Annotated in this window: 9 protein-coding genes; 6 read left to right on the top strand and 3 right to left on the bottom strand. The window is 73.2% G+C overall.

Annotation, left to right across the window (positions count from 1 at the left end; translation table 11 throughout):
- The first annotated feature begins 29 nt into the window (after window positions 1-29).
- Both ABD091_RS07130 and ABD091_RS07125 read left to right on the top strand, forming a co-directional pair.
- A complete protein-coding gene (locus tag ABD091_RS07130) occupies window positions 30-443 on the top strand; it encodes a DUF3151 domain-containing protein (RefSeq protein ID WP_343916825.1) in 414 nt (137 codons plus the stop codon).
- A gap of 184 nt (window positions 444-627) precedes the next feature.
- Complete coding sequence (locus ABD091_RS07125) at window positions 628-1,659, top strand: type IV toxin-antitoxin system AbiEi family antitoxin domain-containing protein (protein WP_343916823.1); 1,032 nt, start codon at window positions 628-630, stop codon at window positions 1,657-1,659.
- A 97-nt stretch (window positions 1,660-1,756) separates the two neighbouring features.
- Here ABD091_RS07125 and lysS read toward each other — a convergent pair whose 3' ends face one another.
- Window positions 1,757-3,415 carry a lysine--tRNA ligase gene (gene lysS, locus ABD091_RS07120; protein WP_343916821.1) on the bottom strand — a complete coding sequence of 553 codons (1,659 nt, stop codon included), beginning with the start codon at window positions 3,413-3,415 and terminating at the stop codon, window positions 1,757-1,759.
- Window positions 3,416-3,713: 298 nt separating this feature from the next.
- Here lysS and ABD091_RS07115 point away from each other — a divergent pair, with 298 nt between their 5' ends.
- Entirely contained in the window at window positions 3,714-4,688 is a 975-nt protein-coding gene (locus ABD091_RS07115) for a LuxR C-terminal-related transcriptional regulator (RefSeq protein ID WP_343916819.1), read from the top strand.
- Between the two features lie 27 nt (window positions 4,689-4,715).
- On the opposite strand, the gene ABD091_RS07110 is transcribed toward ABD091_RS07115, so the two are convergent.
- A complete protein-coding gene (locus ABD091_RS07110) occupies window positions 4,716-5,627 on the bottom strand; it encodes a diacylglycerol/lipid kinase family protein (protein ID WP_343916817.1) in 912 nt (303 codons plus the stop codon).
- A gap of 70 nt (window positions 5,628-5,697) precedes the next feature.
- Between ABD091_RS07110 and ABD091_RS07105 the strand changes: the two genes are divergently transcribed.
- The 3 genes from ABD091_RS07105 to ABD091_RS07095 all read left to right on the top strand — a co-directional run bounded on the left by ABD091_RS07105 (window position 5,698) and on the right by ABD091_RS07095 (window position 11,357).
- The gene (locus tag ABD091_RS07105) at window positions 5,698-6,990 is read left to right on the top strand and encodes an adenylosuccinate synthase (protein WP_343916815.1); all 1,293 of its coding nucleotides are present in this window, start codon (window positions 5,698-5,700) and stop codon (window positions 6,988-6,990) included.
- A gap of 77 nt (window positions 6,991-7,067) precedes the next feature.
- A complete protein-coding gene (locus ABD091_RS07100; protein ID WP_343916813.1) occupies window positions 7,068-9,242 on the top strand; it encodes a hypothetical protein in 2,175 nt (724 codons plus the stop codon).
- Window positions 9,243-9,389: 147 nt separating this feature from the next.
- The gene (locus ABD091_RS07095) at window positions 9,390-11,357 is read left to right on the top strand and encodes a hypothetical protein (RefSeq protein ID WP_343916811.1); all 1,968 of its coding nucleotides are present in this window, start codon (window positions 9,390-9,392) and stop codon (window positions 11,355-11,357) included.
- A 28-nt stretch (window positions 11,358-11,385) separates the two neighbouring features.
- On the opposite strand, the gene ABD091_RS07090 is transcribed toward ABD091_RS07095, so the two are convergent.
- Window positions 11,386-12,417, bottom strand: coding sequence for a LacI family DNA-binding transcriptional regulator (locus ABD091_RS07090; protein WP_343916809.1), 1,032 nt, complete (start codon window positions 12,415-12,417; stop codon window positions 11,386-11,388).
- Window positions 12,418-12,420: the final 3 nt, after the last annotated feature.

The raw sequence follows: 12,420 nt of genomic DNA, 5'->3' as shown, positions 1-12,420 counted from the left end.
GCTGCGAGGGTAGTGGCAGGCTGGTGCCCATGAGTCACGTGGACCTGATGGCCGGCCCCCCACCCACCCACCTCCCTGAGGACCCGGCCGCGGCCGAGCTCGCCCACGGCGACGCCCCCGCTGCCGTCGTACGCCGCCACCCGGCCTCGCCCGTCGCGTGGGCGGCCCTCGCCGCGCTCGCCGCCGAGCAGGGCGCCGACGAGGTCACCGTCTACGCCTTCGCCCGGGTCGGCTACCACCGCTCGCTCGACCTGCTGCGCCGCAACGGCTGGAAGGGCCACGGCCCGGTCCCGTGGAGCCACGAGCCCAACCGCGGCTTCCTCCGGTGCCTGGCCCTCCTCACCCTCGCCGCCCGCGCCATCGGCGAGACCGACGAGGCCGACCGCTGCGCCGCCTTCCTCGCCGACTCCTCCCCCGAGGCGGCCGCCGAGCTCCTCCCCTGATCTTCTGGCTAACGTCGGATCCGATGCGCTTCCCACGGGCTAGAACCCGTGGGAAGCGCGCTGGATCCGGCGTTAGCCGCCACCGCGTCGCGCTTTCCGTCCACAGCCGCACGCCGCCACAGGTTCTCCACACGGCGGTTCGCGATCCGGCATCAGGGCCTCGTCGGGGGATGAGCATGAGGCCGTGGACTCCCGGATACACGCAGTGGTCGCCGGACACGGCGGGCTTGCGACCGCTCCGATGCTGGCGGCCGCCGGCATCGAGGCTCGTGAGGTTGCGCGGCTGGTGCGCAGGCAGTCGTTGGTCGCCGTACGGCGTGGCGTCTACACGACGGGTGAGCTGTGGGAGTCCTGGGACGACTTTCTGCTGCGCCCGCTGGCGAGGGTCCGGGCTGCGGAGCACTCGCTCGTGGTCGAGCACGTCTCCAGCCACGACTCGGCAGCCCTGCTTCACCGGCTGCCCCTGCTGGATGCGCGGTCGGCGGCTGTCCACATCTCACGGCTCGACCTGAGGGGGCATCGCACCCAGCACGGCATCGAGCATCACGGCGCTTCGTACGACGCCGACCAGATCGTGTCCGTGGACGGGCTGCCAACACTCGACATCGCGAGGACGGTGTGCGACCTCGCCCGCGAGCACGGGTACCGGGAGGGTCTCGTCGCCGCCGACGGGGCGATGCAGCTCGGCGTACCGCGAGCGGCACTGCGTGATGCCGCCCGGCGCATGGCGGGCTGGCCCTACAGCCTGACGGTGAGGGCGGTCGTCAAGGACGCCGACCCCGGTGCGGAGTCGGTCGGCGAGACGCTGGCGCGCGAGCTGGTCAGGGAGTGCGGCTGGGGATCGGTCGTGGAGACGCAGTTCCCTGTGGCGGTCTCCACCGGCGTCGCGTGGGCCGACCTGCGGGTCGGCAGGCACCTGGTCGAGTTCAACGGGCGCGTGAAGTACCGGTCGACGGCCGAGGGTGGCCTTCGAGATGGAGACCTCGAGGAGCTGATGTGGCAGGAGCGGCGCAGGGAGGCCGACGAGCGATCGGCCGGATTCGGAGTCACGCCCTTGGTCTATGCCGACTTCTTCGGTGACCGTCGCGCCCACGCCAAGGCCCGCCTGATGCGCGAGGAGGCGCTGACCAGGTCACGCCACGGCACAGCGCTGACCGCAGAGATGACTGCCTTCGCCGACCGCTGGCGTGGCCGGCGCTACAAGTCCGCCGGCTGAGTTGGCGCGTCCCACTTCTGGCTAACGTCAGATCCGCGACGCTTCCCACGGGTTCTAGCGCGTGGGAAGCGCACCGGATCTGACGTTAGCCAGCAAATCACCCGCCGAGGAGGGAGCGGACCCGGTCGGCGCCGAGGGCGACGATGAGGGTCGGCAGCCGCGGACCGCGCTCGGCGTCGACGAGCAGGTGGTAGAGGAGGGTGAAGAACTCCTTCTGGTCCGCCTTCACCTCGTCGGTCGGCTTGTCGTCGAGACCGAGGCCGCGGGCGAGCTTGGGGACGCCGTAGACCACCGAGGTGACCTCGTCGAGGGCCAGGTCGGCCCCGGCGGGGATGGCCTGGAGCAACAGCGACAGCCACTCCGACTCCTGCGGCCCGAGCGCGGCGAGCGCGGTGGCGTCGGGCGTCTCCCGGACGGTCGTGCGGTCGGACTCCGGGACGTACTCCTCGGTCCACTGCATCGCCTTGGACAGTCGCGGCTCGAGGTCGTCGACGGATCCGTGCTCGTAGCCGAGGTCGGAGACGACCGAGCTGATGAGCGACGACGACCCGGCGGTCACGTCGGCGACCGACGACAACACGCGGAAGGGGACGGCGACCGGCGAGGTGGGCAGCGCCGCGGTGGCCGTGGCCGAGGCCCGCTCCCACGCGAGCACGGCGCCGTCGCGCTTGCCCGAGGCGGCCTTGCGACCCAGCGCGTCCCACTCGTCGTAGAGCCGCACGACCTCGGGGCCGAAGTCGATGTCGAAGGTCTGGCGCGGGTTGCGGCGGACGTAGAGCCACCGCAGGATCGGCGCCTCGAGGACGCGGAGCGCGTCGGACGCGGTCGGCGCGCCGCCGGCCGACGACGACATCTTCTGGGTGCCGGCGAAGCCGACGAAGCCGTAGCCGAACCAGGCCGGCCGGTCCATGCCGAAGATCCGCTCGACCAGCTCGTGGCCCACGGTGAAGGACGACCCGGGGGTCGCGTGGTCCATGCCCGCCGGCTCGAAGTCGACGTGGTAGTGCGCCCAGCGCATCGGCCAGTCGACCTTCCACACGAGCTTGCCCTCGGCCTGCGTCGTCAGGTTGGTCGTGCCCTCGAAGCCGCAGGAGGAGCAGGTGTAGGCGAGGTCGGTCGACTCCTCGTCGTACGACGCGGGCGTGGTCGTGTCGCGCCCGCACTGGCGGCAGTAGGGCTTGTAGGGAAAGCGGGCGAGGTCGTCGACGGTCGAGGCGTCCTCGGCGGACTCGTCCGCGGCCTTCGTGCGGTGGCGCGCCAGCACCGCCTCGATGTCGTCGCGGTGGGCGACCGCGCGGAGGACCTGCTCACGGTAGGCGCCGTCGCGGTAGAGCTCGGTCTGGGAGATCTCCTCCATGTCGACGCCGAGCTGGTGGAGCGCGTCGCGCAGCGGCTCCTTGAAGTGGTCGGCCCACGAGTCGTGGCAGTCCCAGGGGTCGGGGACGGCCGAGAGGGGGCGACCGATGTGGTCGGCCCACGAGGGGTCGACGCCCGCCGGGACCTTGCGGAAGCGGTCGAAGTCGTCCCAGACGTGGAGGTGACGCACCGGCAGACCGCGGCGCCGCAGCTCGTCGGCGACGAAGTGGACGGTCAGGAACTCCCGGAGGTTGCCGAGGTGCACCGGACCGGACGGCGACGCGCCGGACGAGCAGGTGATCGTCTCGCCCTCACGGGCGTGGCGGACGGCGTCGTCGGCGGCGCGGGTGACCCAGTCGGTGGGGGGACCCTGCTGACCTCCCTGCTGACTTCTTGGCATGACTGCGTGGCTCCTGTGCTGCGGGAGTGGGGACGGCGGGACCACGCTACCGGCGGCCCGCCGGTCCGCCCGAGTCGAGGCGCGGCGGTGGACGGCGGGGGGACGGGGAGAGGACGAGGGCCCGGGTCGCTACCCCCGTAGGCGACGCCAGGGCCCTCGTCCGGATCGGGGGCGTGGGCCACGGTCACATTCCCCCGCGACGTGACCGGGCGTCAGCCCACCTCTCTGCAGCACAGTGTGGCATCCGACACGCCTGCGATCTGTCCTGAAGGTGACGCTGGCACTAAACTGCCAGCCCGTGAGGCACCTGGGGACCGCGCTGGGCCTGTCGGCCGCGCAGGAGCAGCTCTACCAGCAGGTCCTGCCGGCGTCGGGCCAGCGGCTCGCGGAGGTGTCGTCGGGCCTGCTGCGCACGCCCGACCAGCTGCTCACGGAGCTCGGTCCGCTGGTGCGCGAGGGCATCGTCCGGGTGCACGACGGCACCCTCGAGGTCGCGCCGCCCTCGGAGGTCGTCGTCCTGATGCTCACCCGCTGGGCCGCCTCCCTGGCCGAGGCCGGTGACCAGCTGACCCACCTCGCCCGGGCGGTGCCCCATCTGGCGCCGGACGACGGACCGCCCGGCCGGATGACCGATGGTGAGGCCGTGCCGCTCGACGGCGAGGTCGTGGTGGGCGGTGACGTGCCGTCGACCCTCGTGGGCTGGATCGAGGAGTCGGCCGACGACCTGCTCTTCCTGCGACCCGACCAGTGGCGGATGCCCAGCGAGTCGGCGATGGCGGTGGCCGTCACCCAGGCGATCCTCGAGGGGCGCGAGGCCCGCGCCGTCTACCCCGCCCGGGCGCTGCGCGAGGCGCCGAGCGTGCTGGTCGGACGGGCCACGATCGGCGAGCAGATCCGCGTGGTGCCCGAGGTGCCGACGCGGCTCGCGGTCATCGGCAACCGGGCGATGGTGCCCGAGCCGCCGGGCCTCTCGAGCGAGCGGCGGGTCATCGTCCGTCAGCCGGCGGTGGTGGACATGTTCCGGGCCTACTTCGAGGCGCTGTGGGACCGCGCGGTCGCCGTCCCCGCCCTCGAGCGCGGAGACGCCACCCCCGACCTCGACGAGCTGCTGCTCGCCCAGCTCGCGGAGGGCGCCAAGGACGAGCAGATCGCCCGGATCCTCGGCATCAGTCTCCGGACGGTGCGTCGACGGGTCGCGGCGATGATGACCGAGCTCGGGGTCGACTCGCGCTTCCAGGCCGGGGTCGAGGCCGTACGCCGCGGCTGGCTGTGACCGGCGGCAGGGTCAGGGCAGGACCATTCAGGGCAGGACCATCGAGTACGCCGCCGGGACCACGTGCCACGACCGGCGCCGCTCGGGGCCGGTGATCTCGCCGTCGGCCGAGCAGTAGAACTCCTCGCCCGACACCGTGACCTCCTTCGCCCGCAGGTAGACCACGTCGTCGCGCTCGACGTGGCGCCGACGGGCGACGTCGATGCCGTAGGAGAGCTTGGCCCCGACGCTGACCGCGCGGGAGATCATCACGTCGACGGTGCCGTTCTCGGGATCGGCCTCGGGCGTGAGCTCGGCGCCGCCGCCGACGCTGGTGCCGTTGCCGGCCGAGACCATCAGGACGGGCTCGTCATAGTCGACGACCACGTGCCCGTCGACCTCGACCCGCAGCCGCAGCTGCGGGGGCATGAAGGCGCTTTGGAGTGCTCCGATGGGATAGCCGATCTTGCCGAGGTTGACCTTCCCGACCCCGATCGAGCCCAGACGCTTCTTCCACCGGGCACCGCGGCGGCTGGCCTGGGCGCTGGCACCGACGTGCACGTTGTTGACGACGATGCCGCCGCGCTCGTCCAGCAGCACGGCGACCGGGCGGGCCTCGCCGTGGAGGAGCAGCCGTGCGGCCTCCTCCGGGTCGAGCGGGATGTCCATGCAACGCGCGAAGTCGTTGCCGGTGCCGAGCGGGATCAGCCCGATCTCGCTGCCCTCGAGGTCGTGGCGCCGGTGCAGCGCGGCGACGACGGCGTGCATGCTCCCGTCACCACCCGCGACGACGATGCGGCGGGAGCCGGCGCGGTGGAGGACGCTGTCGAGCTCGCCCGGACCGGAGGTCGCGACGACCTCGACGGAGCACTGGCCGTCGAGCACGTCGAGCGCCCGCTGCAGGCTCTCCTGGTCGGCGGTCCCGGCGCCCTCGTTGGTGATCACGAGGCAGGAGTCCACGGGAGGAGACACTAGTCTCTGCGTGTCCAACCGAACCAAGACGGACCAGAACTGGGAAGGCAGGGCAGCGATGCCGGCCATCATCATCCTCGGCGCGCAGTGGGGCGACGAGGGCAAGGGCAAGGCGACGGACCTCCTCGCCACGACCGAGACCATCGACTACGTCGTCCGCACCAGCGGCGGCCACAACGCCGGCCACACCATCGTCGTGGGCGGTGAGAAGTACGCGACCCACCTGCTGCCCTCGGGCATCCTGACCCCCGGCGCCACCTCGGTGATCGGCAACGGCGTCGTGGTGTCGCCGGAGGCGCTCTTCCGCGAGATCGACGGGCTGGTGGCGCGCGGCGTCGAAGGTGTCGAGGCCCGGCTGGTCGTCTCGGCCAACGCCCACGTCATCGCGCCCTACCACGTCACGGTCGACAAGGTGACCGAGCGATTCCTGGGCAAGAACAAGATCGGCACCACCGGGCGCGGCATCGGCCCGGCGTACGCCGACAAGGTCAACCGGCTCGGCATCCGGATCGCCGACCTCTTCGACGAGAAGATCCTGCACGACAAGGTCGAGGGCGCCCTCGACCTCAAGAACCAGGTCCTCGCGAAGGTCTACAACCGCCGCGCGGTCGAGGTCGACGCGACGGTCGAGGAGCTGCTGTCCTACGCCGAGCGGCTGCGGCCGATGGTCGCCGACACCTCCCTGATGCTCAACCGCGCGCTCGACGACGGGAAGACCGTGCTGTTCGAGGGCGCCCAGGCCACGATGCTCGACGTCGACCACGGCACCTACCCGTTCGTGACGAGCAGCAGCCCGGTCGCCGGCGGCGTCAGCACCGGCTCCGGCGTCGGCCCGACCCGGATCGACCGGGTCATCGGCGTCATCAAGGCCTACACGACCCGCGTGGGCTCGGGCCCGTTCCCGACCGAGCTGTTCGACGCCGACGGCGAGAAGCTCTGGAAGGTCGGTGGCGAGGTCGGCGTCTCGACCGGGCGCGACCGCCGCTGCGGCTGGTACGACGCCGTCATCGCGCGCTACGCCGGCCGTGTCAACGGCCTGACCGACCTGTTCCTCACCAAGCTCGACGTGCTGTCGAGCTGGGAGCGGGTGCCGGTGTGCGTGGCCTACGACGTCGACGGCGTGCGCCACGACGAGATGCCGATGACGCAGACCGAGTTCCACCACGCGAAGCCGATCTACGAATACCTCGACGGCTGGTGGGAGGACATCTCCGGTTGCCGCTCGTTCGCCGACCTCCCCACCAACGCCCAGAAGTACGTCGAGGCGCTCGAGGAGATGTCCGGCACCCGGATCTGGGGCGTCGGCGTCGGCCCGGGCCGCGAGCAGACGCTCGTCGTCCACGACGACTGACGCGCAACCGCTCCGCCACGCCCGGAGGTGTGGCAGGATCCCCGCGCGCCGCGTGGCGCCCTCGTAGAAGGAACGCCATGGGATCTCGGACTCTCCTCGCCGCGTGCGCAGCCGTCGGCCTGCTGCTCGGTGCCCTCGCCACGACCCCCACGGCCGCCGCGGCCGAGGAGTGTGTCCTGGTGGGTCCCACCGACTTCGGCGTCCCCGGTGACGTCGCGCCCGGGAGCCGGTGCCGGACCCTGGTGCCGACCGCGTCGGGGTTGCACGTCGTCGTGGCGGAGGGCGTCTCCGGCGTCGTCGTACCGGCCACCGGTGGACGCCCGGTGTGTGACGTCTATCGGGCCTCGCTCCGCTGCGAGCTGGAGGCCGGGACGCGCTACCGCCTCGAGATCCACGACGACCGCGACACCTCGGTCTCCCTGGTGCCGTGGTCCGCGCCGGGGTGCGAGGAGAGCACGGGACGGCGCACGGACCGGAGCCGGTGGACGAGCACGCGGCCGGCGGGAGGCGCGGTCTGCCGCGAGCTGGGGTACGCCGCCGGCGACCACGTGGTGGTGCTCGAGCCCACTCCGATGGAGGGCTCGACCACCCAGGTGGTCGAGAGGAGGTCGCGGGGCTGCACCCACCACCGCGGTCTCGGGTGCACCCTCGACGCGTCCGGGGCACGGGCGCTGCGGGGCAGCGGCCCGGCGGAGGTGCCGTACGACGTCGCCTTCGCGAGTCCCCAGCGCACCGCCGGTTGTCAGGACCTGCCGCTGGGTGCCTACGGCACCGTCGACGCGGTACAGGTCGGGCTGCCCCCGGGCCAGATCGCCCAGTGCTTCCTCGTCCCCCCGTCGACCCTCGACCAGGCGGCCTTCGTCGCGGTCGAGGGCAGCGATCCCACGGCCTCGGTGAGGGTCCTGATGGGCAACGACCGGGACCGCCGGTGCTCGAACGTGGGGCGTGGGGGAGTCGTCCTGGGCTGCCTGCTCCCGCCCGGCGACGACCAGCTCGCCGCCGGCCGTCCCTCCCAGGTGATCCTCTTCTCGGACACGCCGGGCTCGACCTGGCGGGTCGGGCTGCGCGGCGACCCCGGCTCCGCGCCGGGGTGTGACGATGCCTCGACGACACGCGGTGGTCCCGCCTCCGTCGGTGAGCTCTCCTCCTTCCTCGACCTTGACTGCTGGCGGCTGGGCAGTCGGACCGAGACCGGCCTCCTCGACCTCGTTGCTCCCGACTCCGGGGTCCGTCGCCACGTCCTCGCCTCGGGGCGGGATGCGTGCGCCTACTCGCCGGGCCGTTGCGCCTCCGGGACGGCGGACGGGGTCGTCGTCACCCGCGAGACGGCGGGACCGGACGTCCGCCGCTACTCCCTGCTCTCGTGGAAGTACGCCCTCGACGAGGCCGGTGAGTGCGACACGTTCGCCGACCACGACGGACCCATCGGCCCCGTGTCGGGGACCCTCGACCTCGCTCGACCGATGCGCTGCCTGCTGCTCGAGGACTCAGGGGACAGCGCCTTCGACGTGGTGGCGGAGGGGGACGTCGACCTGGACGGCTTCGCGGTGTGCGTGCCCCGACCCGAGGGCGTCAGTCGCTGCAGCGGGCACGGCGGGAACCTGGACGAGGGGGACGTGGTCCTCGCACTCCGCGACGGCGTGACGGCCAGTGACTACCGGCTGAGCCTCCGGTGCGCGACGCTGCCCGAGGTCTCGTGCGACGTGCCCGACCTCGAGAACGTCGTCGCTCCTGCCCTCGGCGGCACGGCCAGGGTGGGGGGCACGGTCACCGCGGACGGGGGCACCTGGTCGCCGGCCCAGCCCGCCGAGCTGCGCTACCGGCTCCTGCGGGACGGCGTGGCGTGGGGTGCCTGGCAGATCGACCCCGGGGTGGCGCTCACCCCGGACATGGTCGGTCAGCGGGTGGCCTTCCAGGTCCAGGCGAGCAACGCCGGCCAGTGGACGGCCGAGCGGGTCACGAGCTCGTCCGCGCAGGTCCGTCCGGGCCAGGCAGCGCGCAACCTGGTGCGGCCCTCGATCGAAGGGCGGCCGAAGGTGGGCCGCGTGCTGCAGGCGGCGTCCGGTCGATGGTCCCCGGCTCCGGAGCGGTTCCGGTACGTCTGGCGGACGGGTCGCGCCACCGTCGGGCACGGGGCGACGCTGCGCGTCACGCCGGGCATGCGCGGACGACGCGTCACGGTCACCGTCAAGGCCATGTCGACCGGGTACGACGCCGGGCGCGCGACCAGCCGGCCGCTCGCGGTCGGCTGACCGAGCCGCCGGCTGGTCCGCCCGGGTCCGGTGTCCCCGCCGTCGGGGATCACGGTTGGGTCACGGTCACCGGGGTGTCGTCGACCAACCCGATGGTCCCGGGCGAGAGTGTGCGCGGCCGTCACGTCTGTCCTCGGGAGTTCTCGGATGATCCTGCGCCGCACCTGCGCGCTCGGCCTGCTGTCGGTGCTCGCGACCCTCGGGGTGCAGCCGCTGGCGCCGCCCGCCCAGGCGGCCGAAGAGTGCGTCGAGGTGAGCACGTCGTGGGCGGAGGCGCCCGTGCGCTTGCAGCCGACGACGGCCGACGAGACGCGCTGCCTGTCCTTCGATGCTGCACCCGGTGACCGGGTGTGGGCGCAGGTCCCTCCCGAGTACGGCACGGTCCGGACGGGCGTCGTCGTCGACAGCGCCGGCGAGGAGTCCTGCGTCGCTGGGGACGAGGAGGTCGGGTGTGTCCTCAGCGGGACGCCTCCCTACCGCTACGTGACGACCGGCACCGGGACTGACTACACCGCGGCCGTCCGCGACGTCACGGGGCTGGCCGGGTGCGCTCCCTTGGACCCCATCGCCTACGGGAGCCCGGTCGACCAGTCACCGGCCTGGTGCCGCGAGCTGAGGCCGACGGCGGCGGCGCCGTACGTGGTCGGGACCGACGCGGGGAACGAGGCTGCCGTCTACTCGACGGACGGGCAGCGCGTCGCCTGCAGCGACGTCGTGAGCGTCTGCCCGCTCGAGGAGGGGCAGCGCTACTTCGTGACGCGCGGCCCGGCCACCTGGCCGCTCCGGGCGGCGCTGCACCGGTTCTCGGGTCCCGGGTGCGGCACCCGGGTCGACGCGGCGATCTCGGGCCAGGCCGTTGGGGCCGTACGTCCGGGCGAGGTCGACTGCGTCCGGCTCTCGCACCCGACCGGGGCGGAGGTCGGGATCGCGTCCGCTGCAGGGGAGCGCGGCGCGGTCGTCCTGATCCACGACGCCGACGGGCGGCAGGTCTGTGAGACCTTCGCGGGGGCGCGCTACCTCTGCGACCTCCGTGGCCCGGCTCCGTTCCGGGCACTCGTGGTCGACGACCGCAGGTCGAGCTACCGACTGGCCTTTCCACGCTACGACGACCCGCAGGGCTGCCGGGACCTACGGACCGGGCCCTGGGGCACGACCCGCGGCAGCACGGTGCGGATACCCCGAGGGCGCGTCGCGGCGTGCTTCACGGCACCGACCCGGCAGCTGGCCGGCCTCACCTGGGTGGGCGCGCGCCGTACCTCGGGCTCGGCGGACGGCTACGTCACCGCCCGGGTCGGCACCGCGTCGGCCTGCCTGCTGTCCGTCCGCGAGCGCACCGTGACCGACACCTGCCACACGGGGACCGCCGAGTGGCAGCACGGGGTGGTCGTCCTCGAGGCCGGTGCCGGTGGCTCCCGATGGAAGCTGGTAACGCGCAACGCGTCGGTGGGTCGCGGGTGTGAGCCCGCCCGGTCGACGAGCGTCGGTGGCCGCGCGACGACCGGTGACCTGCGCTCGCCGCTGGAGGCAGACTGCGTGCGCTACCCCGCGGATGCCGGCGACGTGCTGCTCCAGCACGTCGGCGGCCAGGGCCTCCGGACGGTCGTGACCTCCCGTTCCGGCGAGGAGGTCTGCTGGTTGTGGGACGAGCCCTGCCAGGTCACGGGCGAGTCCGGCTACCGCGTGATCGTGGCCGAGGACCGTCTCCGGGCGGGGTCGGTCCCCTACAGCGTCGAGCCGTGGCGTGTGCGCACCGGGGACGACTGGGCCGACGACTGCGTCGCGGTGGCCGACGACGCGGGCCTCGCACGGTTCCGCCGCACGCTGTCCAACAGCCGGGCCTCCGACTGCGTCCAGGTCCGCGGCGACGACCTGCCCTACTCGATGCTGCTCACGATCACCGACGACTCCGACCAGCTCGGCGTGGTGCCCCACCTCGTGGACCGGCTTCCCCACCTGAACCTGGAGGGACCCTGCCCCTTCCGCGGTGACTCCCGCTACGAGTGCGACACCTGGGGCGGATCGGACGACGACGCGGCGCCGTCGATGATCGTGCTGCACCGCTCGAAGCCGCGGGGTGCGGTGACCTACCGCGCCTCCGGCACGCCGGCTGAGTGAGGTCCGGTCGGCGCTTGCCGCCGCCCGCTCAGGCGGTCGCCCGCCTGACCAGCGTGGTGGGGATGACGACCCGGTAGGGGCCGCCGCCGTCGCGGCCGTCGATCCGGTCGAGCAGCAGCCGGGTGGCGCGGTCGGCCATCTCGTTGATCGGCTGTCGGACGGTGGTGAGCGGCGGGTCGGTCGTCTCGGCGACGCCGAGGTCGTCGTAGCCGACGACGGCGAGGTCGTCGGGGACCCGGAGCCCCCGTGCTGCGGCGACCGCGAGCGCGCCGCGGGCCATCAGGTCGGAGGCGACGACGAGGCCGTCGAGGTCCGGGTGGCGGTCGAGCAGGTCCTCGGCCGCCCGGCGTCCGCCCTCCTCGGTGAAGTCGCCGTGAGCCCGTCTGTCGGTCGGGAGGCCCGCCGCCTCGAGGGCCTGGCAGAAGCCGGCGAGGCGGTCGATGGCGGCGGTCATGTCCTCGGGGCCGGCGATCGTGCCGATCCGGGTGCACCCGCGCTCGACGAGCAGCTCGGTGGCCATCCGGCCGCCCGCGACGTTGTCGACGTCGACGTAGGGCACCCGGTCGCTGCCGCTCCACGGCCGGCCGCCGAAGACACAGGGGATGCCGAGGTCCGGCAACAGCTCGGCGAGCCGGTCGGCCCGGTGGTGGGAGACCACGAGCGCGCCGTCGACGTGGCCGGCGGAGAGGTAGCGCAGCATCCGCTCCTCCTCCGCGCCCGGCCGCGCGAGCAGCAGCACCAGCTGCACCTCCCGCTCGCCGAGGACCCGGGTCGCCGCGCGCAGCGTGCCGGCGAAGAACGGGTCGGAGAACACTCGGTCGTCCGGTTCGGGCACGACCACCGCGACCGAGCCCGTACGCCGGGTCACGAGCGCGCGGGCGGCGCGGTTGGGCACGTAGCCCAGTCGCCGGACCGCCTCGTCGACCGCGCGCTGGGCGTGCTCGCTGACCTTGGTGCCCCCGTTGACCGCCCGCGAAGCCGTGGCCCGCGAGACGCCGGCGACCCGGGCAACCTCGTCGAGGGTGGGCGATCCGGCCGTGGGGCCGCGGGCGTTGTCCATCGT

Source organism: Nocardioides aestuarii (assembly GCF_039527245.1).
In the GTDB taxonomy this organism is placed as follows: Bacteria; Actinomycetota; Actinomycetes; order Propionibacteriales; family Nocardioidaceae; genus Nocardioides; species Nocardioides aestuarii.
Note: the sequence above shows the minus strand (reverse complement) of the source record. Positions and strands in the feature narration are given on the sequence as shown.

Excerpts from the sequence above, each read along its gene's own strand:
- ABD091_RS07130 (WP_343916825.1), top strand. The coding sequence starts at position 30 with ATGAGTCACGTGGACCTGATGGCCGGCCCCCCACCCACCCACCTCCCT.
- lysS (WP_343916821.1), bottom strand. The coding sequence starts at position 3,415 with ATGCCAAGAAGTCAGCAGGGAGGTCAGCAGGGTCCCCCCACCGACTGG.
- ABD091_RS07105 (WP_343916815.1), top strand. The coding sequence starts at position 5,698 with ATGCCGGCCATCATCATCCTCGGCGCGCAGTGGGGCGACGAGGGCAAG.
- ABD091_RS07100 (WP_343916813.1), top strand. The coding sequence starts at position 7,068 with ATGGGATCTCGGACTCTCCTCGCCGCGTGCGCAGCCGTCGGCCTGCTG.
- ABD091_RS07095 (WP_343916811.1), top strand. The coding sequence starts at position 9,390 with ATGATCCTGCGCCGCACCTGCGCGCTCGGCCTGCTGTCGGTGCTCGCG.
- ABD091_RS07090 (WP_343916809.1), bottom strand. The coding sequence starts at position 12,417 with ATGGACAACGCCCGCGGCCCCACGGCCGGATCGCCCACCCTCGACGAG.